19 protein-coding genes are annotated in these 22,687 nt (G+C 62.9%); 12 read left to right on the forward strand and 7 right to left on the reverse strand.

Annotated elements, in window-relative coordinates:
* Positions 1 to 14 precede the first annotated feature (14 nt).
* The 4 genes from frr to rpsB form a co-directional block, all read right to left on the reverse strand.
* Positions 15 to 572: a ribosome recycling factor gene (frr, locus tag PC358_RS15180; RefSeq protein ID WP_033700883.1), complete on the reverse strand. Its 558-nt coding sequence runs from the start codon at positions 570 to 572 to the stop codon at positions 15 to 17.
* On the reverse strand, positions 569 to 1,312 hold the full coding sequence (gene pyrH / locus PC358_RS15185; protein ID WP_016392310.1) for a UMP kinase: 744 nt from the start codon (positions 1,310 to 1,312) through the stop codon (positions 569 to 571). The genes frr and pyrH overlap by 4 nt, the downstream gene beginning before the upstream one ends.
* Positions 1,313 to 1,488: 176 nt before the next feature.
* Positions 1,489 to 2,352: a translation elongation factor Ts gene (gene tsf, locus PC358_RS15190; protein WP_033700885.1), complete on the reverse strand. Its 864-nt coding sequence runs from the start codon at positions 2,350 to 2,352 to the stop codon at positions 1,489 to 1,491.
* A 186-nt stretch (positions 2,353 to 2,538) separates the two neighbouring features.
* Positions 2,539 to 3,276 (reverse strand): 30S ribosomal protein S2, encoded by a 738-nt coding sequence (gene rpsB, locus PC358_RS15195; protein WP_027595792.1) that lies wholly within the window; start codon positions 3,274 to 3,276, stop codon positions 2,539 to 2,541.
* Between the two features lie 346 nt (positions 3,277 to 3,622).
* Between rpsB and map the strand changes: the two genes are divergently transcribed.
* The 3 genes from map to dapC are packed head-to-tail and all read left to right on the forward strand — an operon-like array spanning position 3,623 to position 8,364.
* On the forward strand, positions 3,623 to 4,405 hold the full coding sequence (gene map / locus PC358_RS15200; protein WP_033700886.1) for a type I methionyl aminopeptidase: 783 nt from the start codon (positions 3,623 to 3,625) through the stop codon (positions 4,403 to 4,405).
* A gap of 37 nt (positions 4,406 to 4,442) precedes the next feature.
* Entirely contained in the window at positions 4,443 to 7,145 is a 2,703-nt protein-coding gene (locus PC358_RS15205; protein ID WP_033700887.1) for a [protein-PII] uridylyltransferase, read from the forward strand.
* Positions 7,146 to 7,167: 22 nt separating this feature from the next.
* Complete coding sequence (gene dapC / locus PC358_RS15210; protein ID WP_033700888.1) at positions 7,168 to 8,364, forward strand: succinyldiaminopimelate transaminase; 1,197 nt, start codon at positions 7,168 to 7,170, stop codon at positions 8,362 to 8,364.
* 37 nt (positions 8,365 to 8,401) lie between these two features.
* Here dapC and PC358_RS15215 read toward each other — a convergent pair whose 3' ends face one another.
* The gene (locus PC358_RS15215) at positions 8,402 to 10,048 is read right to left on the reverse strand and encodes a Na+/H+ antiporter (RefSeq protein WP_033700889.1); all 1,647 of its coding nucleotides are present in this window, start codon (positions 10,046 to 10,048) and stop codon (positions 8,402 to 8,404) included.
* 363 nt (positions 10,049 to 10,411) lie between these two features.
* Here PC358_RS15215 and PC358_RS15220 point away from each other — a divergent pair, with 363 nt between their 5' ends.
* The 4 genes from PC358_RS15220 (at position 10,412) to PC358_RS15235 (ending at position 13,527) form a co-directional block, all read left to right on the forward strand.
* Positions 10,412 to 10,759, forward strand: coding sequence for an ArsC family reductase (locus tag PC358_RS15220; RefSeq protein ID WP_077068598.1), 348 nt, complete (start codon positions 10,412 to 10,414; stop codon positions 10,757 to 10,759).
* Positions 10,760 to 10,801: 42 nt separating this feature from the next.
* Complete coding sequence (gene dapD, locus PC358_RS15225) at positions 10,802 to 11,836, forward strand: 2,3,4,5-tetrahydropyridine-2,6-dicarboxylate N-succinyltransferase (RefSeq protein WP_033700891.1); 1,035 nt, start codon at positions 10,802 to 10,804, stop codon at positions 11,834 to 11,836.
* Between the two features lie 78 nt (positions 11,837 to 11,914).
* The gene (locus PC358_RS15230) at positions 11,915 to 13,120 is read left to right on the forward strand and encodes a cysteine desulfurase (protein WP_033700892.1); all 1,206 of its coding nucleotides are present in this window, start codon (positions 11,915 to 11,917) and stop codon (positions 13,118 to 13,120) included.
* Positions 13,117 to 13,527: a SufE family protein gene (locus PC358_RS15235; protein WP_033700893.1), complete on the forward strand. Its 411-nt coding sequence runs from the start codon at positions 13,117 to 13,119 to the stop codon at positions 13,525 to 13,527. The genes PC358_RS15230 and PC358_RS15235 overlap by 4 nt, the downstream gene beginning before the upstream one ends.
* 120 nt (positions 13,528 to 13,647) lie before the next feature.
* Here PC358_RS15235 and tcdA read toward each other — a convergent pair whose 3' ends face one another.
* The gene (gene tcdA, locus PC358_RS15240; RefSeq protein ID WP_033700894.1) at positions 13,648 to 14,457 is read right to left on the reverse strand and encodes a tRNA cyclic N6-threonylcarbamoyladenosine(37) synthase TcdA; all 810 of its coding nucleotides are present in this window, start codon (positions 14,455 to 14,457) and stop codon (positions 13,648 to 13,650) included.
* Between the two features lie 133 nt (positions 14,458 to 14,590).
* On the opposite strand from tcdA, the gene PC358_RS15245 reads away from it, so the two are divergent.
* From PC358_RS15245 to PC358_RS15260, 4 genes are all read left to right on the forward strand, one after another.
* A complete protein-coding gene (locus PC358_RS15245; RefSeq protein WP_033700895.1) occupies positions 14,591 to 17,182 on the forward strand; it encodes a glycosyltransferase in 2,592 nt (863 codons plus the stop codon).
* Positions 17,183 to 17,275: 93 nt separating this feature from the next.
* Positions 17,276 to 18,427: a succinyl-diaminopimelate desuccinylase gene (gene dapE, locus PC358_RS15250; RefSeq protein ID WP_033700897.1), complete on the forward strand. Its 1,152-nt coding sequence runs from the start codon at positions 17,276 to 17,278 to the stop codon at positions 18,425 to 18,427.
* Entirely contained in the window at positions 18,427 to 19,239 is an 813-nt protein-coding gene (locus PC358_RS15255) for a putative RNA methyltransferase (RefSeq protein ID WP_033700899.1), read from the forward strand. Before dapE ends, PC358_RS15255 begins: the two co-directional genes overlap by 1 nt.
* A gap of 17 nt (positions 19,240 to 19,256) precedes the next feature.
* Positions 19,257 to 19,634, forward strand: coding sequence for a hypothetical protein (locus tag PC358_RS15260; protein ID WP_033700900.1), 378 nt, complete (start codon positions 19,257 to 19,259; stop codon positions 19,632 to 19,634).
* A 90-nt stretch (positions 19,635 to 19,724) separates the two neighbouring features.
* On the opposite strand, the gene PC358_RS15265 is transcribed toward PC358_RS15260, so the two are convergent.
* On the reverse strand, positions 19,725 to 19,934 hold the full coding sequence (locus PC358_RS15265) for a cold-shock protein (RefSeq protein ID WP_027595776.1): 210 nt from the start codon (positions 19,932 to 19,934) through the stop codon (positions 19,725 to 19,727).
* Positions 19,935 to 20,166: 232 nt separating this feature from the next.
* Between PC358_RS15265 and plsB the strand changes: the two genes are divergently transcribed.
* Positions 20,167 to 22,653 (forward strand): glycerol-3-phosphate 1-O-acyltransferase PlsB, encoded by a 2,487-nt coding sequence (gene plsB / locus PC358_RS15270; protein WP_033700901.1) that lies wholly within the window; start codon positions 20,167 to 20,169, stop codon positions 22,651 to 22,653.
* Positions 22,654 to 22,687 lie beyond the last annotated feature (34 nt).

The following is a 22,687-nucleotide window of genomic DNA, read 5'->3' on the forward strand; positions in this document are numbered from 1 at the left end:
AAAAAACCTCGGCCTTAAACGGCCAACAGGTCCTTTTCCTTGGCTTTGAACGCCGCGTCGATGTCAGCGACGAACTTGTCGGTGAGCTTCTGGATCTCGTCAGCAGCGCGACGTTCTTCGTCTTCGCTGATTTCCTTGTCCTTGGTCAGCTTCTTCAGGTCGGCGAGGGCATCGCGGCGCACGTTACGCACGGCAACCTTGGCATCTTCGGCAACGCCGCTGGCCTGCTTGGTGTAACCCTTGCGGGTTTCCTCGGTCAGGGCCGGCATCGGTACGCGGATGGTGGTACCGGCGCTGGACGGGTTCAGGCCCAGGTCGGAAGTCAGGATGGCTTTTTCAATGGCTGCGCTGAGGTTCTTGTCGTGGGCGACAATTTTCAGGGTGCGGGCGTCTTCGACGGAAATCGCAGCCACCTGGTTCAGCGGCATGTCGCTACCCCAGGCAGTCACCTTGACGCTGTCCAGGATGCTTGGGTGGGCGCGACCGGTGCGGATAGCTGCCAGGTGGCGACCCAGCGCCTCGATGGACTTGCCCATGCGGTCCTGGGCGTCTTTCTTGATAGCGTTGATCATTTTTGAACTTCCTCGATCAGAGTTCCTTCCGCGCCGCCATGCACGATGTTCAGCAAGGCGCCGGGTTTGTTCATGTTGAAGACGCGCAACGGCATCTTGTGGTCGCGGCACAGACAGATTGCCGTCAGATCCATCACACCCAGCTTGCGATCCAGCACTTCATCGTAGGTCAGATGATCGAACTTCTCGGCATGCGGGTCCTTGAATGGATCTGCAGTGTATACACCATCGACCTTGGTTGCCTTCAATACCACGTCGGCATCGATTTCGATGGCGCGCAGGCAAGCGGCGGAGTCGGTGGTAAAGAACGGGTTGCCGGTACCGGCAGCGAAGATCACGACCTCTTTGGCATTGAGGTGGCGCATGGCTTTGCGGCGATCATAGTGATCGGTTACGCCAACCATGGAAATGGCCGACATGACGATGGCGGTAATGTTTGCCCGCTCCAGCGCGTCGCGCATGGCCAGGGCGTTCATCACGGTCGCCAGCATGCCCATGTGGTCACCGGTGACGCGGTCCATGCCGGCTGCACTGAGCGCCGCACCACGGAACAGGTTGCCACCGCCGATTACCAGACCTACCTGAACACCGATGCCGACCAGCTGGCCGACCTCCAGCGCCATGCGATCCAGGACCTTGGGGTCGATCCCGAACTCTTCCGAGCCCATCAGGGCCTCGCCGCTAAGTTTGAGTAGAATGCGTTTATAGCGAGCCTGATAACCACTGCCCTGCTGAGCCATTGCGAATCTCTCCTGCGGCGTTTGTAAAATTCTGCGGGCTGTTTGAGCCTGCGTGTAACTCTAACGTGACGCAGCGACTGCGTCAGCGAGGAACGGTTCTGAAAACCACTCCCGCTTTGACAAAGAGGCTGCGCGCGTGAGCGGGCAGCCTCTTTGGGGCGACAGACGGGTCTGTCTTACTGCTTGGCAGCAGCCAGCTGAGCAGCAACTTCTTCAGCGAAGTTGTCGACCGGCTTCTCGATGCCTTCGCCTACTTTGAAGTAGGTGAAGGAAACGATTTCAGCGCCGGCTTTCTTGGCCAGTTCGCCGACTTTGATTTCCGGGTTCATGACGAAGGCCTGTTCAACCAGGCTGGCTTCGGCCAGGAACTTGGAAATACGGCCTTTGATCATGTTCTCGACGATGTTCTCAGGCTTGCCTTTGATCTTGTCTTCGTTCAGTTGCAGGAAGACCGCCTTCTCACGCTCGATAGCCTCAGCCGAGACTTCCGATGGCAGCAGGAACTCTGGGTTGCTGGCAGCCACGTGCATGGCGATTTCTTTGGCCAGTTGAACGTCGCCGCCCTTCAGCACAACAGCAACACCGATCTTGTTGCCGTGCAGGTAGGTACCGACAACGTCACCTTCAACGCGCACCAGGCGACGGATGTTGACGTTCTCGCCAACCTTGGCAACCAGGGCTTCGCGAGCCGCTTCACGGGAAGCGATCAGCGGAGCGGCATCGGTCAGCTTCTCGGCGAAGGCTTGCTCGACACTTTCAGCAACGAAGTTCTTGAAGTCGTCTTGCAGGGCCAGGAAGTCGGTCTGCGAGTTCACTTCCAGCAGAACGGCGGACTTTTCGTCGGCCTTGATGGCGATAGCGCCTTCAGCAGCAACGTTGCCAGCCTTTTTGGCAGCCTTGATGGCGCCGGAGGCACGCATGTCGTCAATGGCTTTTTCGATGTCGCCGCCGGCCTTGGTCAGCGCCTTCTTGCAATCCATCATGCCTTCGCCGGTACGCTCGCGCAGTTCTTTGACCAGCGCCGCAGTAATCTCTGCCATTTCAAAATCCTCTTGGAAAGTTTTTCAACCATTCCACCCGCTCGTCACGGGCGTTCAATTCTGCAAATCCGCTGTTTTCGTCTCAGCAGGCCCATAGTGCGGGGCCGTTGCTGACAGCAGGATTTCAAGGTGGCAAAAAGGGGGCAGAGCCCCCTTTTTGCGTGCCAAGTAGACGCCAGGCGTCAATTACTCAGCAGCAGGTGCAGCCGCTTCTTCAGCGTAGACTTCGGTGCCGCCAGCAACGTTGTTGCGGCCGCGGATGATGGCGTCAGCCATCGAAGTCATGTACAGCTCGATAGCGCGAATGGCGTCATCGTTACCTGGGATGATGTAGTCAACACCTTCCGGGCTGCTGTTGGTATCGACAACGCCGATGACCGGGATGCCCAGTTTGTTGGCTTCGGTGATAGCAATGCGCTCGTGGTCAACGTCGATCACGAACAGGGCATCAGGCAGGCCGCCCATGTCCTTGATACCACCCAGGCTGCGGTCCAGCTTTTCCAGATCGCGCGAACGCATCAGGGCTTCTTTCTTGGTCAGCTTGGCAAAGGTGCCATCTTCGGCCTGAGTTTCCAGGTCGCGCAGACGCTTGATCGAAGCACGGATGGTTTTGTAGTTGGTCAGCATGCCGCCCAACCAGCGGTGGTCAACGTATGGCGAACCGGCACGAGCAGCTTGCTCGGCGACGATCTTGCCGGCGGAACGCTTGGTGCCGACGAACATGATCTTGTTCTTGCCCTGGGCCAGGCGCTCTACGAAGGCCAGAGCCTCGTTGAACATCGGCAGGGTTTTTTCCAGGTTGATGATGTGGATCTTGTTACGCGCGCCGAAAATGTACTTGCCCATTTTCGGGTTCCAGTAACGGGTCTGGTGACCGAAGTGCACACCGGCCTTCAGCATATCGCGCATGTTGACTTGGGACATGATAGTTCCTTGGTAAGTCGGGTTGGGCCTCCACGCATCCCAATGACCAACCCGCAAATTCTGCAATTCGGGGCACCCAGGTCATCGTGTCGACACGTGTGTGGGTTTAAGGCTAACGGGGTCTACCCCGAAAGCGGCGCATTTTATACCACAGACCGCGAGCGAACGGAACCCGAATACTGTTGCGTCCGTCAGCGGCTTTTGCAGCACCCAGGCTTTCAGGCCAGAATGCCCTCTATAGACAGCAGCTTGGCCGCCTTTATCCCGACCGATTGCCGCCCTGCTCTGCTAGAATCCGGCCTTTCCCGTTTGTTCGCGCCGTGCACGGCGCCGTAGAGAGCCTGTAATGACCGTCACCATCAAGACCGCAGAAGACATCGAGAAGATGCGCATCGCCGGCCGCCTGGCCGCCGACGTGCTGGAAATGATCGAAGCGCACGTCAAACCCGGTGTCACCACCGAAGAACTGGACCGCCTGTGCCACGACTACATCGTCAACGTCCAGCAGGCCATCCCGGCGCCGCTCAACTACAAGGGCTACCCCAAGTCGATCTGCACCTCGATCAACCATGTGGTCTGCCACGGCATCCCCAACGACAAGCCACTAAAGGACGGTGACACGCTGAACATCGACGTCACCGTGATCAAGGACGGCTATCACGGCGACACCAGCCGCATGTTCCACGTCGGCAAGGTACCCGTGTGGGCCGAGCGCCTGTCCCAGGTCACCCAGGAATGCATGTACAAGGCCATCGAACTGGTCAAGCCTGGTTGCCGCCTGGGCGACATCGGCGAAGTGATCCAGAAGCACGCTGAAAAGAACGGCTTCTCGGTGGTGCGCGAATTCTGCGGCCATGGCATCGGCAAGGTGTTCCACGAAGAACCGCAAATTCTTCACTACGGCCGCGCCGGCACCGGCATGGAACTCAAAGAAGGCATGACCTTCACCATCGAGCCGATGATCAACCAGGGCAAGGCCGACACCAAGGTGCTGGGCGACGGCTGGACCGCCATCACCAAGGACCGCAAGCTCTCGGCCCAGTGGGAGCACACCCTGGTGGTGACCGCTACCGGCTACGAGATCTTTACCCTGCGCAAGGACGACACCATCGCGCGCACCTCGGCCTGAGTCCGCGCCAGGCACCCCACGACAGGAACGCGACGCAATGCCCCAGGTGGATCCCGAGCTGTTCGACCGCGGCCAGTTCCAGGCGGAACTGGCCCTCAAGGCGAGCCCTATCACCGCCTTCAAGAAAGCCATCCGCCAGGCTGGCGAGGTGCTCGACAAGCGTTTTCGCGATGGCCGCGAGATCCGCCGGCTGATCGAGGACCGCGCCTGGCTCGTCGACAACATCCTGCAGCAGGCCTGGAACCAGTTCGACTGGGGCGACCAGCACGGTATCGCCCTGGTCGCAGTGGGCGGCTACGGGCGCGGTGAACTGCACCCGCACTCGGACATCGACCTGCTGATCCTGTTGGGCGCCGCCGAGCACGAGCAGTACCGCGAGGCCATCGAGCGCTTCCTTACCCTGCTGTGGGACATCGGCCTGGAAGTGGGCCAGAGCGTGCGCACCGTCGACGAATGTGCCGAACAGGCGCGTGCGGACCTCACGGTCATCACCAACATGATGGAAAGCCGCACGATTGCCGGCCCCGAAGCCTTGCGCCAGCGCATGCTCGAAGTCACCAGCACCGAGCACATGTGGCCGAGCAAGGAGTTCTTCCTGGCCAAGCGTGCCGAGCTCAAGGCCCGCCACCACAAGTACAACGACACCGAGTACAACCTTGAGCCCAACGTCAAGGGTTCACCCGGTGGCCTGCGCGACATCCAGACCGTGCTGTGGGTGGCCCGCCGCCAATACGGCACCCTGAACCTGCACGCACTGGCAGGCGAAGGCTTCTTGCTGGAAAGCGAGAACGAACTGCTGGCCTCCTCCCAGGACTTCCTGTGGAAGGTGCGCTACGCCCTGCACATGCTGGCCGGGCGCGCCGAAGACCGCTTGCTGTTCGATCACCAGCGCAGCATCGCCGCGCTGCTGGGCTACAGCGACGAAAACCCCAAGCGCGCGATCGAACAGTTCATGCAGCAGTACTACCGGGTGGTGATGAGCATCAGCCAGTTGTGCGACCTGATCATCCAGCACTTCGAGGAAGTCATCCTCGCCGACGAGGACAGTGGCACTACTCAGCCGCTGAATGCGCGCTTCCGCCTGCACGACGGCTATATAGAAGCGACCAAGCCGAACGTGTTCAAGCGCACGCCGTTCGCCATGCTGGAAATTTTCGTGCTGATGGCCCAGCACCCGGAGATCAAAGGGGTACGTGCCGACACCGTGCGCCTGCTGCGCGAACACCGCCACCTGATCGACGAAACGTTCCGCCACGATATCCGCAACACCAGCCTGTTCATCGAGCTGTTCAAGTGCGAGATCGGCATCCACCGCAACCTGCGGCGGATGAACCGCTACGGCATTCTTGGCCGCTACCTGCCGGAGTTCGGCCTGATCGTCGGGCAGATGCAGCATGACCTGTTCCACATTTATACGGTCGATGCGCACACGCTCAACCTTATCAAGCACCTGCGCAAACTGCAGTACACGCCGGTTTCCGAAAAATTCCCGCTGGCCAGCAAGCTCATGGGCCGCCTGCCCAAACCCGAGCTTATCTACCTGGCCGGGCTTTACCACGACATCGGCAAGGGCCGCCAGGGTGACCATTCGGAGCTGGGCGCGGTGGACGCGCAAGCGTTCTGCGAGCGCCACCAGTTGCCCGCCTGGGACAGCCGCCTGATCGTCTGGCTGGTGCTGAACCACCTGGTGATGTCCACCACCGCCCAGCGCAAGGACCTGTCCGACCCGCAGGTGATCAACGATTTCGCCTTGCACGTGGGTGACGAAACCCGCCTGGACTACCTCTACGTGCTGACCGTGGCCGACATCAACGCCACCAACCCGAGCCTGTGGAACTCCTGGCGTGCCAGCCTGCTGCGCCAGCTCTACACCGAAACCAAGCGCGCGCTGCGCCGTGGGTTGGAAAACCCGCTGGACCGTGAAGAGCAGATTCGCCAGACCCAGAGCGCGGCACTGGACATCCTGATCCGCGAGGGCACCGACCCGGACGACGTGGAGCAACTCTGGTCGCAGCTGGGTGACGACTACTTCCTCAAGCACACCGCCGCCGACGTGGCCTGGCACAGTGACGCCATCCTCCAGCAGCCCGCTGACGGTGGGCCACTGGTGCTGATCAAGGAAACCACCTCGCGCGAGTTCGAGGGCGGCACGCAGATCTTCATCTATGCCCCCGACCAACACGACTTCTTCGCCGTGACCGTGGCGGCCATGTCGCAGCTCAACCTGAACATCCATGACGCGCGGATCATCACCTCGAGCAGCCAGTTCACCCTCGACACCTATATCGTGCTCGACAACGACGGTGGCTCGATCGGCGACAACCCGCAGCGGGTCAAACAGATTCGCGACGGCCTGACCGAAGCGCTACGCAACCCCGAGGACTATCCGACGATCATTCAGCGCCGGGTGCCGCGCCAGCTCAAGCACTTCAACTTCCCGCCGCAGGTCACCATCCTCAACGATGCCCAGCGGCCGGTGACCATCCTCGAGATCACCGCCCCCGACCGCCCGGGCCTGCTGGCCAGGATCGGGCGCATCTTCCTGGAGTTTGATCTGTCGCTGCAGAACGCCAAGATCGCCACCCTTGGCGAGCGCGTGGAAGACGTGTTCTTCATCACCGACGCCGACAACCAGCCGCTGTCCGACCCGCAGCTGTGCAGCCGCCTGCAGGAGGCCATCGTGCAGCAGCTGCAGGCCGGCCAGGCGAGCGATGCCAGCCCTACCCGCGTGACCTTTTAACGATTGACGAGACCTTGCGCCGATGAACCATGCCCTGACCCAGCTTCAGCCCTACCCGTTCGAGAAACTCCGTGCCCTGCTGGGCAGCGTAAAGCCTGCGGCGGACAAACGCGCCATCGCCCTGTCGATCGGCGAGCCCAAGCACGCCTCGCCGGCGTTCGTCGCCCAGGCCATGACCGACAACCTCGACAAGCTGGCGGTGTACCCCAGCACCCTTGGCCTGCCAGCCTTGCGCCAGGCCATCGGCCAGTGGTGCGAACGTCGTTTCGGCGTGCCGGCCGGCTGGCTGGATGCCGACCGCCACATCCTGCCGGTCAACGGCACCCGTGAAGCGCTGTTCGCCTTCACCCAGGCCGTGGTCAACCGCGCCGATGATGGCCTGGTGGTCAGCCCGAACCCGTTCTACCAGATCTACGAAGGCGCGGCCCTGCTGGCAGGTGCCACCCCGCATTACCTGCCGTGCCTTGAAAACAACGGTTTCAACCCGGACTTCGATGCCGTGCCAGCGGATGTCTGGCAGCGTTGCCAGATCCTGTTCCTGTGCTCGCCGGGCAACCCCACTGGCGCGCTGGTGCCGATGGACACCCTGAAGAAACTGATCGCTTTGGCCGACGAGCACGATTTCGTGATTGCCGCCGACGAGTGCTACAGCGAGCTGTACTTCGACGAAGACGCGCCACCCCCGGGCCTGCTCAGCGCCTGCGCCGAGCTTGGTCGCAGCGACTTCAAGCGTTGCGTGGTGTTCCACAGCCTGTCCAAGCGTTCCAACCTGCCTGGCCTGCGCTCGGGCTTCGTGGCAGGTGATGCCGAAATCATCAAACCCTTCCTGCTGTACCGCACCTACCACGGCTGCGCCATGCCCGTGCAAACCCAGCTGGCCAGCATCGCGGCCTGGCAGGATGAGGCGCATGTGCGCGACAACCGTGACCAGTACCGGGCCAAGTACGCTGCCGTGCTGGATATCCTGCAGCCGGTGATGGATGTGCAGCGGCCCGATGGCAGCTTCTACCTGTGGGCCAAGGTACCGGGCTGCGATGCTGCGTTCACCCGCGACCTGTTCGAAGCCGAGCATGTGACCGTGGTACCCGGGTCGTACCTGTCGCGTGAAGTGGATGGCGTCAACCCAGGCGCTGGCCGGGTGCGCATGGCGCTGGTTGCGCCGTTGGCCGAATGCATCGAGGCCGCTGAGCGAATTCGCGCGTTCCTGCAGAATCGCTGATTGAGCTGAAGGGGGCGCTTGGCGCCCCTTTCGCTACCTACCTGATGGCCCCCAGGTTCGCCTCGCTCATATCCAACTCCCCCAGCACCTGCCGCACCACCTCATCGCCCACCAGGTGCTGGCGATGCAGGTTGTACAATTCCAGACGCTGCGCCCGCAGCGCACGCAAGCGCAAACGCCGCTCAAGCAAGTCCATCTGCTCAGCCAGGGCCCGCGCCTCGGCCGTGTCGTTGTAACTGTTCAGCTCGTCGCGGTACTCCGCCATCAGCCGCGCCTTGAGCTCGGTTGCCAAGGTCGCCTGGGCCGCATCCTGCGGTGCATTGGCGTCGATTACCTCCTCCGCCTCCAGCGCATGAATCGCAGCCTCCGCGGTACGTCGCCAGGCTTCCAGTACTTCCTGATGCAGGCGCTCGTCGGGGCTTTTGGTCACACCGCGCAGCAGGATCGGCAAGGCGATACAGGCACTGATCAGCGACAACAGGATCACCCCGGCCGCAATGAAAATCAGCAGGTCACGCTCGGGGAAGGCCTTGCCCGCCCCCATCAGCAGCGGCACCGACATCACACCGGCCAAGGTGACCGCACCGCGTACGCCACCAAGGGTCAGCAACCAGCAGGAACGCGCCGTTGGCATCAGCACCAACGCCGGCTTGCCGCGCCAATGGCGCACCACCCCGATGGCCCGCCAGATGCTCTGCACCCAGATGAACCGCAGCAGGATCAACGCGGCAAAGATCGCCAGCACATCCAGGCAGCGCCAGGCCAGGGTCGGCCACACGGTGGGCTCGTGGCTCACCACGGCCTTGATGATGTCCGGCAACTGCAAGCCGAGCAGCAGGAAGATCAAGCCATTAAAGGCAAACTCCAGCAACGACCACACGCTGCGGTTGAGCAGGCGGGTGCTGGTCTGGCGTGGCAGCAGGTCGAGCCAGCTCTGCATCATGCCGGCAGCTACCGCCGAGAGGATGCCGGACACACCCAGGCGCTCGGCCAGTACGTAAGCGGCAAAGGGCAGCAGCAGCATGAACACCACGTGCGTAGCCGGGTCGTCCCAGCCCCGCGCGATCATCCAGATGCGCAGCCGGCCGATCAGCCAGCTCAGCGCAACGCCGACCGCCAGGCCGCCGAGGGCAACCAGGACGAAACTGAAGCTGGCATCGGCCAACGAGAACACCCCGGTAATCGCTGCGGCCAGGGCAAACTTGAACGTCACCAGGCCCGAGGCATCGTTCATCAACGCTTCGCCCTGCAGCATGTGCATCAGCGGTGTCGGCAAGCGGTCCTGGGCGATGGCCGAGACCGCCACGGCATCGGTCGGCGACAGCACGGCCGCCAGGGCGAAGGCGACTGCCAGCGGGATGCTGGGCAGCAGCCAGTGAATGAAGTAACCAGCGCCCACCACGGTGAACAGCACCAGGCCCACGGCCAGCGCCACCACTGGGCCACGAATGCGCCACAGCTCGCGCTTGGGAATGCGCCAGCCGTCGGCAAACAGCAGCGGTGGCAGGAACAGGAAAAGGAACAGTTCAGGGTCAAGGGCCACGTGCAGGCCCAGGGTCGGCCAGGCTAACAAGGCACCGGCGGCGATCTGCACCAAGGGCAGCGGCAGCGGAATGATTCGGCCGACCAGTTTTGACACGCTTACCAGCGTCAGCAGGATGAGGACGGTATAGGCTGACTGCATCGGTGAAAGCTTCCTTTATGAATCAATAACTACAGCGGGGTGAAACATCGCCATTGAAACAATATGTTAGCGGCGAGTGGGGATTCTGGACCGCTGCACCATAGTCGCAAGTGGCACATGAATATGTAACACAATGCTGCGTGTGTTTGCGCGATGGGGGCATGGCGGCAGAGCTCTGGCGCCTGTGAGATCGAGCGCCGCGCGGGCGGCGCTCGATTTCATAGGCGCCAAAAAACCCGAACCTTACCCTATACCCCCCATTCGCCCACACCCCGTGGCGCTCACCACATCGTTCACGCATAATCCCGCGACTGACATTCGAAAATGGAGAGATTGGGGCAGCCTGTGGCCTCAATGTACACAATGACCTACACGCTCTACGGCATCAAAGCCTGCGACACCATGAAAAAGGCGCGCACCTGGCTCGAAGACAAAGCCATCGGCTACGAATTCCACGACTACAAGACCCAAGGCATCGACCGTGACAGCCTGAACCGCTGGTGCGACGAACACGGCTGGGAAGTCATCCTCAACCGTGCCGGCACCACCTTCCGCAAGCTCGACGACGCCAGCAAGGCCGACATCGACCAAGCCAAGGCCGTCGAACTGATGCTGGCCCAGCCGTCGATGATCAAGCGTCCGGTACTCGACCTTGGCACGCGCACATTGGTCGGCTTCAAGCCGGACCTGTACGCCGCCGCACTGGCCTGAGCCCATCACCGCTCAATACCCTATTTCGCACGAGGTAATCACATGTCCAATACTCTGTTCAGCCTGGCCTTCGGTGTCGGCTCCCAGAACCGCCAGGGTACCTGGCTGGAAGTCTTCTACGCCCAACCTCTGGTCAACCCAAGCGCCGACCTGATCGCCGCCGTTGCCCCGATCCTGGGCTACGAAGGCGGTAACCAGGCCATTGCGTTCAGCAACGGGCAAGCAGCGCAACTGGCCGAAGCCGTGAAAGGTGTCGATGCCACCCAGGCCGCCCTGCTGACCCGCCTGGCCGAAAGCCACAAGCCGCTGGTCGCCACCTTGCTGGCCGAAGACGCAGCGCTGACCTCGACCCCAGAGGCCTACCTCAAGCTGCACCTGCTGTCGCACCGCCTGGTCAAGCCGCACGGCGTGAGCCTGGCCGGCATCTTCCCGCTGCTGCCGAACGTTGCCTGGACCAACCTGGGCGCCGTCGACCTGGCCGAGCTGGCCCAACTGCAACTGGAAGCGCGCCTGAAGGGCGAGCTGCTGGAAGTGTTCTCGGTAGACAAGTTCCCGAAAATGACCGACTACGTGGTCCCGGCCGGCGTGCGCATCGCCGACACCGCCCGTGTGCGCCTGGGCGCCTACATCGGCGAAGGCACCACCATCATGCACGAAGGCTTCGTCAACTTTAACGCCGGCACCGAAGGCCCGGGCATGATCGAAGGCCGCGTGTCGGCAGGCGTGTTCGTCGGCAAGGGTTCGGACCTGGGCGGCGGCTGCTCGACCATGGGCACCCTGTCCGGCGGCGGCAACATCGTCATCAAAGTTGGCGAAGGCTGCCTGATCGGCGCCAACGCCGGTATCGGCATCCCGCTGGGCGACCGCAACACCGTCGAAGCCGGCCTGTACATCACTGCCGGCACCAAGGTGAACCTGCTGGACGAGCACAACGAGCTGGTCAAAGTGGTCAAGGCCCGCGACCTGGCCGGCCAGACCGACCTGCTGTTCCGCCGCAACTCGCTGAACGGCGCTGTGGAGTGCAAGACCCACAAGTCGGCCATCGAGCTGAACGAGGCGCTGCACGCCCATAACTGAGAACCTTCCACGGTTTGAAGTGATAAGATCGGGTCTGGCGTAATGCCAGACCCGTTTTTCATTCCAGGCCCCGCGAACATGTTCCAGCCCTCCCCCTGGCGTGCCGATTTCCCCGCCATCGACGCCCTGCAACGGCAGCACCAGACCTACCTGGACAGCGCCGCCACCAGCCAGAAACCGCAAGCCCTGCTCGATGCCCTGAGCTATTACTACGGCCATGGCGCGGCCAACGTGCACCGTGCCCAGCACTTGCCCGGCGCACTGGCGACCCAGGCGTTCGAAACCAGCCGCGACAAGGTTGCCGCCTGGCTCAATGCCGCCGACTCGCAGCAGATCATCTTCACCCACGGCGCCACCTCGGCCTTGAACCTGCTGGCCTACGGCCTGGAACACCGCTTCGAAGCCGGCGACGAAATCGCCGTCAGCGCCCTGGAGCACCATGCCAACCTGCTACCCTGGCAACAGCTGGCCCGGCGACGCAACCTGCGCCTGGTGATTCTGCCGCTGGACGTGCAGGGACGTATCGACCTCGACCAGGCACTGCAACTGATCGGGCCACGCACGCGGGTACTGGCGGTCAGCCAGCTGTCCAACGTGCTCGGCACCTGGCAACCGCTGCCAGCCTTGCTGGCCCACGCCCGGGCGCAAGGCGCGCTGACCGTGGTCGATGGCGCCCAAGGCGTGGTGCACGGCCGTCATGATGTGCAGCAGTTGGCCTGCGATTACTACGTGTTTTCCAGCCACAAGCTGTACGGCCCGGAAGGTGTCGGCGTGCTCTACGGCCGCAGCCAGGCGCTGGCGTTGCTACGTCACTGGCAATTTGGCGGTGAAATGGTGCAACTGGCCGAGTACCAGAGCGCCAGCTTCCGCCCCGCGCCACTGGGGTTTGAAGCCGGAACCCCGCCCATCGCAGGTGTTATCGGCCTGGGTGCGACACTCGATTACCTGGCCAGCCTCGATGCCCATGCGGTCGAACGGCATGAGTCCAGCTTGCACCAGCACTTGCTGCGTGGCCTGGCCGACCGCGATGGCATCCGGGTGCTCGGTGCACCGCAGGCGGCGTTGGCCAGCTTCGTCATCGAGGGGGTGCATAACGCAGACATCGCCCACCTGCTGACCGAACAAGGCATCGCCGTACGTGCCGGTCATCATTGCGCTATGCCGCTGCTCAAGGGGCTGGGGCTGGAGGGGGCGATTCGAGTGTCGCTGGGGCTGTATAACGACAGCGATGACCTGCAGCGCTTCTTCGAGGCGCTGGATCAAGGGCTGGAGTTGTTGCGATGAATGTGCCGACACCTGCCCGCGAAGCACTGGAACAGTTTGAACAGGCCCGTGGCTGGGAACAACGTGCACGGCTGCTGATGCAGTGGGGTGATCGGCTTGAGCCGCTGAGCGATGCGGACAAATGCGAGCGCAACCGCGTGCATGGCTGTGAAAGCCTGGTATGGCTGGTGGCTGAGCAGCACGACGGCCAGTGGCAGTTCAAGGCCAGCAGCGATGCACGGTTGTTGCGCGGGCTGCTGGCGTTGCTGCTGGTGCGGGTGCAGGGCTTGGCCAGCAGCGAGCTGGCTGAACTGGATCTGCGGGCCTGGTTCCACCAGCTAGGGCTAGAACGGCAGCTGTCACCCTCGCGCAGCAATGGGCTGCATGCGGTGTTGCAGCGCATGGCCGAGCTGGTTTCTGTCAGTTGAATCGGCGTTGGATGCTTCGCGGGGCAAGCCCGCTCCCACAAGAACCCGCTCATCAATGAGTTAACGGGCTACTGTGGGAGTGGGCTTGCCCCGCGAAAAATGCTGCACAGATCGTGCGCCTTACTCGGGCTTGACCCGCTCCGAAGGCCGCCGGGCACCTGCCACCAGCTTTTCCACGGCCTTGCTCGCCGCCACCATGGCAAAGGTCGCAGTCACCATCATCACCGCGCCAAACCCGCCCGAGCAGTCCAGGCGCACGCCTTCACCGACGAAGCTCTTCTGCAGGCAAACGCTGCCATCCCCCTTGGGGTAGCGCAGCTGCTCGCTGGAAAACACACACGGCACACCGTAGTTGCGGCTGACATTGCGCGAGAAGTTGTAGTCGCGGCGCAAGGTCGAGCGTACCCGCGAGGCCAGCGGGTCGTTGAAGGTCTTGTTGAGGTCACCGACCTGGATCTGCGTCGGGTCGATCTGCCCACCTGCGCCACCGGTGGTGACGATGGCGATCTTGCGGCGCTTGCACCAGGCGATCAGTGCGGCCTTGGCCATGACACTGTCGATACAGTCGATGACACAGTCGAGCCCTTCGGTGATGTACTCGGCCATGGTTTCGCGGGTCACGAAGTCAGCTACCGCATGCACCGTACACGCCGGGTTGATCGCCCGCAGGCGCTCGGCCATGACTTCGACCTTGGGCCTGCCCACCTGCCCTTCCAGGGCATGGGCCTGGCGGTTGGTATTGCTCACGCAGACATCGTCGAGGTCGAACAGGGTAATTTCGCCCACGCCACTGCGGGCCAATGCCTCGGCCGCCCAGGAGCCGACCCCGCCGATACCGACGACCGCCACATGGGCGAACTTCAGCCGTTGCAGGCCATCGTCGCCGTACAACCGGGCAACGCCGGCAAAGCGTGGATCTTCTGTGCTCATCTTGCTACCCCGAAGCTCATACCCCAAAAAACGGCGCGCATTATATGCCAATGGCACCCGTAGCCTCCATCGTTAGGAAAGTGCCTACCAATCCTGCTTTAATATTCACTCAATTCGACAGACTTGGACGACAATGTCATCACGCAAATTCGGCCTCAACCTGGTCGTGGTCCTGGCCATCGCTGCGCTATTTACCGGGTTCTGGGCGCTGATCAACCGCCCGGTGTCCGCGCCTGCCTGGCCGGAACAGATCTCCGGCTTCTCGTATTCGCCGTTCCGTCTGGGCGAAAGCCCGCAAAAGGGCCAATACCCCAACGACGACGAGATGCGCCAGGACCTGGAGCAGATGAGCAAGCTGACCGACAGCATCCGCATCTACACCGTAGAGGGCACCCAGGCCGATATCCCGCGCCTGGCCGAAGAATTCGGCCTGCGGGTGACCTTGGGCATCTGGATCAGCCCGGACCTTGAGCGCAACGAGCGTGAAATCGCCAGCGCCATCGAACTGGCCAACACCTCGCGCAGTGTGGTGCGGGTAGTGGTGGGCAACGAGGCGCTGTTCCGCGAAGAAGTCACCCCGCAAGCCTTGATCCAGTACCTGGACCGGGTACGCGCGGCGGTCAAGGTGCCGGTCACCACCAGTGAGCAATGGCATATCTGGAAGGAAAACCCGGAGCTGGCCAAGCACGTCGACCTGATCGCCGCGCACATCCTGCCTTACTGGGAATTCGTGCCGATGAAAGACTCGGTGGAATTCGTGCTCGACCGCGCCCGCGAGCTCAAGCAGCAGTTCCCACGCAAGCCACTGCTGCTGTCGGAAGTCGGCTGGCCGAGCAACGGCCGTATGCGCGGCGGTGCCGATGCCACCCAGGCCGACCAGGCCATCTACCTGCGCACCTTGGTCAACACCCTCAACCGCCGCGGCTACAACTACTTTGTCATCGAGGCCTACGACCAGCCTTGGAAGGCCAGCGACGAAGGTTCGGTTGGCGCCTACTGGGGTGTGTTCAACGCCGAACGCCAGCAGAAGTTCAACTTCGATGGCCCCGTGGTCGCCATCCCGCAGTGGCGGGCCCTGGCCGTGGCGTCGGTGGTACTGGCGATGATTGCCCTGGCCGTGCTGCTGATCGATGGTTCGGCCTTGCGCCAGCGTGGCCGCACCTTCCTGACTTTCATCACCTTCCTGTGTGGGTCGGTGCTGGTGTGGATCGCCTACGACTACAGCCAGCAATACAGCACCTGGTTCAGCCTGACCGTCGGCGTGCTGCTGGCGCTGGGGGCATTGGGCGTGTTCATCGTGCTGATGACCGAGGCCCACGAACTGGCGGAAGCGGTATGGATTCACAAGCGACGGCGCGAGTTCCTGCCGGTGCAGGCCGACAGCGCCTACCGGCCCAAGGTATCGGTGCATGTACCGTGTTACAACGAGCCGCCCGAGATGGTCAAGCAGACCCTCGACGCCCTGGCCGCGCTGGATTACCCCGACTATGAAGTGCTGGTGATCGACAACAACACCAAGGACCCGGCCGTGTGGGAGCCGCTCAAGGCGCACTGCGAGAAGCTCGGCGAGCGCTTCAAGTTCTTCCACGTCGCGCCGTTGGCCGGTTTCAAGGGCGGCGCACTCAACTACCTGCTCCCGCACACCGCCAAGGACGCCGAAGTGATCGCGGTGATCGACTCGGACTACTGCGTCGACCGCAACTGGCTCAAGCACATGGTGCCGCATTTCGCCGACCCGAAGATCGCCGTGGTGCAGTCGCCGCAGGACTACCGCGACCAGCACGAAAGTGCCTTCAAGAAGCTGTGCTACAGCGAATACAAGGGCTTTTTCCACATCGGCATGGTGACCCGCAACGACCGTGACGCGATCATCCAGCACGGCACCATGACCATGACCCGCCGCACAGTCCTGGAAGAACTCGGCTGGGCCGAATGGTGCATCTGCGAGGATGCCGAACTGGGCCTGCGGGTATTCGAGAAAGGCCTGTCGGCCGCCTACGCCCACAACAGCTACGGCAAGGGCCTGATGCCCGACACCTTCATCGACTTCAAGAAGCAGCGCTTCCGCTGGGCCTATGGCGCCATCCAGATCATCAAGCACCACGCCGGCGCCCTGCTGCGCGGCAAGGGCAGCGAGCTGACTCGTGGCCAGCGCTACCACTTCCTGGCCGGCTGGCTGCCGTGGGTGGCCGACGGCATGAACATCTTCTTCACCGTCGGCGCATTGCTGTGGTCGGCGGCGATGATCATCGTCCCGCACCGGGTCGACCCGCCGCTGATGATTTTCGCCATCCCGCCCCTGGCGCTGTTCTTCTTCAAGGTCGGCAAGATCATCTTCCTGTACCGCCGGGCGGTCGGGGTCAACCTCAAGGATGCCTTCGCCGCGGCACTGGCGGGGCTGGCGTTGTCGCACACCATCGCCAAGGCGGTGTTGTACGGGTTCTTCACCAGCAGCATGCCGTTCTTCCGCACGCCGAAGAACGCCGACAGCCACGGGGTGCTGGTGGCCCTCTCCGAAGCACGTGAAGAGCTGTTCATCATGTTGCTGCTTTGGGGCGCCGCACTGGGCATCTTCCTGGTGCAAGGGCTGCCAAGCTCGGACATGCGCTTCTGGGTGGCGATGTTGCTGGTGCAGTCGTTGCCGTATCTGGCGGCGTTGGTGATGGCGTTGCTGTCTTCGCTGCCAAAGCCTGCGGACAAGGTTGCACAGCCACAGCAGGCCTGAAAATCCGGGGGCGCTTTGCGCCCCATCGGCCCGCTTGTTTGATATAAGATAACGCCCCTCGTTTTTCCGCCTTGCCTTGCCCCGGAGTTCCCCATGACGGCCCCTGCCGAGCTCTCGCCTACCCTTCAACTGGCCTGCGACCTGATCCGTCGCCCCTCGGTCACCCCCGTCGATGCCGACTGCCAGGCACAAATGATGAATCGCCTGGGCGCCGTGGGCTTCACCCTCGAACCCATGCGCATCGAGGACGTCGACAACTTCTGGGCCACTCATGGCAACCAGGAAGGTCCGGTGTTGTGCTTCGCCGGCCACACCGACGTGGTGCCGACCGGCCCGGTGCAGCAGTGGCAGCATGAGCCGTTCGAAGCGCTGATCGACGCCGACGGCATGCTCTGCGGCCGTGGCGCCGCCGACATGAAAGGCAGCCTGGCGTCGATGGTGGTGGCCAGCGAGCGTTTCGTGCGTGACTACCCGGGCCACCGCGGCAAGGTCGCCTTCCTGATCACCAGCGACGAAGAAGGCCCGGCCCACCACGGCACCAAGGCCGTGGTCGAGCGCCTGAAAGCGCGCAACGAGCGCCTGGACTGGTGCATCGTCGGCGAGCCTTCGAGCACCAACCTGCTCGGCGACGTGGTCAAGAACGGCCGCCGCGGCTCGCTGGGCGCGAAGCTGACCGTACGTGGCAAGCAAGGCCATGTGGCCTACCCGCACCTGGCGCGCAACCCGATTCACCTCGCCGCCCCCGCCCTGGCAGAACTGGCGGCCGAACACTGGGACGAAGGCAACGCCTTCTTCCCGCCGACCAGCTTCCAGATCTCCAACCTCAACTCCGGCACTGGCGCCACCAACGTGGTACCCGGCGAACTGACCGCGCTGTTCAACTTCCGCTTCTCCACCGAGTCGACCGTCGAAGGCCTGCAACAGCGGGTAGCGGCGATCCTCGACAAGCATCAGCTTGAGTGGAGCGTCGAGTGGGCGCTGTCTGGCCTGCCGTTCCTCACCGAACCGGGCGAGTTGCTCGATGCAGTGTCGGCCAGCATCAAGGCCGTCACCGACCGCGATACCCACCCCTCCACCAGTGGCGGCACCTCGGACGGCCGTTTCATCGCCACCATGGGCACCCAGGTGGTCGAACTCGGCCCGGTCAACGCCACCATTCACCAGGTCGATGAGCGGATCCTGGCCAGCGACCTCGACTTGCTGACCGAGATCTACTACCAGACCCTGGTCCGGTTGCTCGCCTGATGCTCGCCTGCCCCCTCTGCCAGGCAGCCCTGACACCGCTCGACAACGGCGTGGTGTGCCCTGCGGGCCACCGCTTCGACCGTGCGCGCCAGGGTTACCTGAACCTGCTGCCGGTGCAGCACAAGAACAGCCGTGACCCCGGTGACAACCAGGCCATGGTCGAAGCCCGTCGCGACTTCCTCGACGCCGGCCACTATGCCCCGGTGGCCCACCGCCTGGCCGAGCTGGCCGCCGAGCGCCAGCCCGGTGCCTGGCTGGACATCGGTTGCGGTGAAGGCTATTACACCGCGCAGCTCGCCAACGCCCTGCCCGATGCCGACGGCTATGCCCTGGACATCTCGCGCGAGGCGGTCAAGCGCGCCTGCCGGCGTGATCCAGCGGTTACCTGGATGGTCGCCAGCATGGCCCGCGTGCCCCTGGCAGATGCCAGCTGCCAGTTCATCGCCAGCGTGTTCAGCCCGCTGGACTGGGCCGAAGCCAAACGCCTGCTCAGCCCCGGTGGCGGCTTGATGCGGGTCGGCCCGACCAGCGGCCACCTGATGGAGCTGCGCGAAGTGCTCTACGATGAAGTGCGTCCGTATGCCGATGACAAGCACCTGGCCCTGGTGCCGGAGGGCATGGCTCACGCGCACAGCGAAACCCTCGAGTTCCGCCTGAGCCTCGCGGCGCCCAAGGCACGCGCCGACCTGCTGGCCATGACCCCGCACGGCTGGCGCGCCAGCGCCGAAAAACGGGCACAGGTGATCGACCAGCCCGAGCCGTTCGAGGTCACGGTTTCCATGCGTTATGACTATTTCGTGCGCCAAGACTGAGCACACCCGGAGCCCTTATGCGCCAACCTGATATCGAGATTTACCTGAAGGACGCCGACGTCGACCACAAGCAGATTGCCGACTGGCTGGCCCAGGCCGTGGGCCCGTGCAGCGAGTGGCAGCAGAAAGGCCAGACCTTCAAGTGCAAGGCCGGTAACATTCCAGTCACCTGGTTACCCAAGGCTGTGGGGAAATGGAACAGCCTCTACCTGGAAAGCGACCAGACCCCGTGGGCTGATGACATCGCCTGCGCCCGCGCGGCGCACGCCGCACTCGGCGTCGAAGTCCGCTGCGCACCGGGTGGCTGGGTCGAGGAAGACGGTGAAGAAGATGCCGATCGCTGGGTCCGTATCAGCGCCGACGGTGAAGAGGAAATCACCTGGCGCACTTCTTGAGCGGCAAGCTTTAAGTTGCAAGCGCCAAGACGGATCGCATCAGGCTGCAAGTACACGGTCACTTGCAGCTTGAGGCTTAAAGCTTGAGGCTCAGAGCCCTACTACGTCCTCGGCTTGCAGGCCTTTCTGGCCCTGCACGCAGGCGTACTCGACCTGCTGCCCTTCGACCAGGGTACGATGCCCCTCACCGCGGATCGCCCGATAGTGGACGAACACATCCGCACCACCTTCGCGCTGAATGAAGCCATAGCCCTTGGCATCGTTGAACCACTTTACATTCCCAGTCTCACGAGACGACATCTGAACTACTCCGGATTTTTATTGTGAAGATCGCCTTGTAGGCACGCAGTCATCACCACGTGCCGACGCCGCTTGCCGAAATATCCTGCAAGTGGCAGGCCGAGTATATGACACAGATTAAAAAAAATTGATGACACCTCCACTTTTTGCCGATTTTTGCTGAACTTACGCACATACGGCAGACTAAATGGCTGGATACTCACCTGAAAATCATACCCAGGGCACACACCCCATGACCCGTTCCCCCCTGCGCCGCCTGATCTTCGGCGCCCTGCGTCGCCTGTTGTACCTGTGGGTGCGCTCCGAGACCATCAACCAGTCGTCGCTGACGCTCAAGCTCGACCGCAGCCGCCCGGTGTTCTATGCCCTGCCTTCGCCCTCACTGACTGACCTGGCGGTACTCGACCGCGAATGCACCAAAGCGGGGCTGCCACGCCCGGTGCTACCGGTGGCCGTGGGCACGTTGCAGGAGCCGGCGGCGTTCTTCTACCTGACACCCGACCCCGACTGGCTGGGCCGCCAGGACAAGAGCGGCGCCCCGCCCACCCTCGAACGCCTGGTCGCAGCGGTAAGCCAGCATGCCGAGGAAGACGCGCAGATCATCCCGGTGAGCGTGTTCTGGGGCCAAACCCCCGCCAGTGAGTCCAGCCCATGGAAGCTGCTGTTCGCCGACAGCTGGGCGGTCACCGGGCGCCTGCGCCGGCTGCTGACCGTGCTTATACTGGGGCGCAAGACCCGCGTGCAGTTCTCTGCCCCGATCCACCTGCGCGAACTGGTCCAGCACAACAAAGGCCATGAACGCACCGTGCGCATGGCCCAGCGCCTGATGCGCGTGCACTTTCGCAACCTCAAGACGGCAGTCATCGGCCCGGACATCTCGCACCGACGCAACCTGGTCAAAGGCCTGGTCCATGCCCCGCAGGTGCGCCAGGCCATCAGCGATGAGGCCGAGCGTGAGGGCATCCCGCTGGCCAAGGCCGAAGCCCAGGCACTGCGCTATGGCAACGAGATCGCCTCGGACTACACCTACACCGCGATCCGCTTCCTTGAAGTGGTACTGAGCTGGTTCTGGAACAAGATCTACGACGGCATCAAGGTCAACCACATCGAGCAGGTGCAGGGCATCGCCCCTGGCCACGAAGTCGTCTACGTGCCCTGCCACCGCAGCCACATCGACTACCTGCTGCTGTCCTACCTGCTGTTCAAAAACGGCCTCACCCCACCGCACGTGGCGGCCGGCATCAACCTCAACATGCCGGTGGTCGGTAGCCTGCTGCGCCGTGGCGGGGCCTTTTTCATGCGCCGTACCTTCAAGGGCAACCCGCTTTATACCGCTGTGTTCAACGAGTACCTGCACACGCTGTTCAGCAAGGGCTTCCCGGTGGAGTACTTCGTCGAAGGCGGCCGTTCGCGCACCGGGCGCATGCTGCAGCCGCGCACCGGCATGCTGGCGATCACCCTGCGCAGCTTCCTGCGCTCTTCGCGCACGCCGATCGTCTTCGTGCCGGTGTACATCGGCTACGAGCGCGTGCTCGAAGGCCGCACCTACCTGGGCGAGTTGCGCGGCGCCAGCAAGAAGAAGGAATCGATCTTCGACATCTTCAAGGTCTTCAGCGCGCTCAAGCAGCGTTTTGGCCAGGTCTATGTCAACTTTGGCGAGCCGATCCGTTTGGCCGGCTTTCTCGATGCACAGCAACCCGGCTGGCGCGAGCAAGAGCATGGCCCGCAGTTCCGCCCAGCCTGGTTGAATGAAACCACCACACGCCTGGGTGAAACCGTAGCCCGCCACCTCAATGGGGCTGCGGCGATCAACCCGGTCAACCTGGTGGCCCTGGCGCTTCTGTCCACCAGCCGTCACGCCCTCGACGAACGCGCCCTGTGCCGCGTGCTCGACCTGTACCTGGCGCTGTTGCGCCAAGTACCGTATTCGCCCCACACCACCTTGCCCGAAGGCGACGGCATGGCGCTGATCGAACACGTGAAGGGCATGAAGCTGCTGGCTGAGCAGAAGGACGCCTTGGGCCGCATCCTGTACCTGGATGAAGCCGATGCGGTGCTGATGACCTATTACCGCAACAACGTCCTGCATATCTTCGCCCTGCCGGCGCTGCTGGCGAGCTTCTTCCTCAGCAGCTCGCGGATGAGCCGTGAACTGCTTGGCCAGTATGTCAAAGCGCTGTACCCATACCTGCAGGCCGAGCTGTTCCTGCGCTGGGCACCCGAGCAACTGGACGAGGTGATCGACCAATGGCTGGCGGCGCTGGTCGCGCAAGGGCTGCTGCGCCAGGAAAACGATGTATACCTGCGCCCGGCCCCCAGCTCGCGCCCGTTCGTGTTGCTGACCTTGCTGGCCCGCAACATCACCCAGACCCTGCAGCGCTTCTACATGGCTACCTCGCTGCTGCTCAACAGCGGCCAACACAGCCTGAGCGCCGAAGCACTGGAAGACCTCTGCGTGATGATGGCCCAGCGCCTGTCGATCCTGCATGGCCTGAATGCCCCGGAGTTCTTCGACAAGAGCCTGTTCCGCCACTTCATCCAGACGTTGATCGAGCAAGGGGTGCTGCAAGCGGACGCGCAAGGCAAGCTGGGCTATCACGACAAGCTCGCCGAGCTGGCCGAAGGGGTCGCCAAGCGTGTGCTGTCGGCAGAGCTGCGGCTGTCGATCCGCCAGGTAGCCTTGCATCGCGACGATGCCCTGGAAACTTCGGCCCTCTAAGGCTTCATCTACCGCGCAAATCCGTTAAAGTCCT

It is taken from the genome of Pseudomonas capeferrum (assembly GCF_000731675.1).
GTDB classification, from domain to species: Bacteria; Pseudomonadota; Gammaproteobacteria; order Pseudomonadales; family Pseudomonadaceae; genus Aquipseudomonas; species Aquipseudomonas capeferrum.

Bases quoted from the DNA above. Each gene is read 5' to 3' on its own strand.
- PC358_RS15245 (WP_033700895.1), top strand. From the start codon at position 14,591: ATGTCATCACGCAAATTCGGCCTCAACCTGGTCGTGGTCCTGGCCATC.
- PC358_RS15230 (WP_033700892.1), top strand. From the start codon at position 11,915: ATGTTCCAGCCCTCCCCCTGGCGTGCCGATTTCCCCGCCATCGACGCC.
- dapD (WP_033700891.1), top strand. From the start codon at position 10,802: ATGTCCAATACTCTGTTCAGCCTGGCCTTCGGTGTCGGCTCCCAGAAC.
- PC358_RS15215 (WP_033700889.1), bottom strand. From the start codon at position 10,048: ATGCAGTCAGCCTATACCGTCCTCATCCTGCTGACGCTGGTAAGCGTG.
- PC358_RS15265 (WP_027595776.1), bottom strand. From the start codon at position 19,934: ATGTCGTCTCGTGAGACTGGGAATGTAAAGTGGTTCAACGATGCCAAG.
- tcdA (WP_033700894.1), bottom strand. From the start codon at position 14,457: ATGAGCACAGAAGATCCACGCTTTGCCGGCGTTGCCCGGTTGTACGGC.
- dapC (WP_033700888.1), top strand. From the start codon at position 7,168: ATGAACCATGCCCTGACCCAGCTTCAGCCCTACCCGTTCGAGAAACTC.
- frr (WP_033700883.1), bottom strand. From the start codon at position 572: ATGATCAACGCTATCAAGAAAGACGCCCAGGACCGCATGGGCAAGTCC.
- map (WP_033700886.1), top strand. From the start codon at position 3,623: ATGACCGTCACCATCAAGACCGCAGAAGACATCGAGAAGATGCGCATC.
- PC358_RS15235 (WP_033700893.1), top strand. From the start codon at position 13,117: ATGAATGTGCCGACACCTGCCCGCGAAGCACTGGAACAGTTTGAACAG.
- PC358_RS15260 (WP_033700900.1), top strand. From the start codon at position 19,257: ATGCGCCAACCTGATATCGAGATTTACCTGAAGGACGCCGACGTCGAC.
- dapE (WP_033700897.1), top strand. From the start codon at position 17,276: ATGACGGCCCCTGCCGAGCTCTCGCCTACCCTTCAACTGGCCTGCGAC.
- PC358_RS15220 (WP_077068598.1), top strand. From the start codon at position 10,412: ATGACCTACACGCTCTACGGCATCAAAGCCTGCGACACCATGAAAAAG.
- PC358_RS15255 (WP_033700899.1), top strand. From the start codon at position 18,427: ATGCTCGCCTGCCCCCTCTGCCAGGCAGCCCTGACACCGCTCGACAAC.
- tsf (WP_033700885.1), bottom strand. From the start codon at position 2,352: ATGGCAGAGATTACTGCGGCGCTGGTCAAAGAACTGCGCGAGCGTACC.
- plsB (WP_033700901.1), top strand. From the start codon at position 20,167: ATGACCCGTTCCCCCCTGCGCCGCCTGATCTTCGGCGCCCTGCGTCGC.
- PC358_RS15205 (WP_033700887.1), top strand. From the start codon at position 4,443: ATGCCCCAGGTGGATCCCGAGCTGTTCGACCGCGGCCAGTTCCAGGCG.
- pyrH (WP_016392310.1), bottom strand. From the start codon at position 1,312: ATGGCTCAGCAGGGCAGTGGTTATCAGGCTCGCTATAAACGCATTCTA.
- rpsB (WP_027595792.1), bottom strand. From the start codon at position 3,276: ATGTCCCAAGTCAACATGCGCGATATGCTGAAGGCCGGTGTGCACTTC.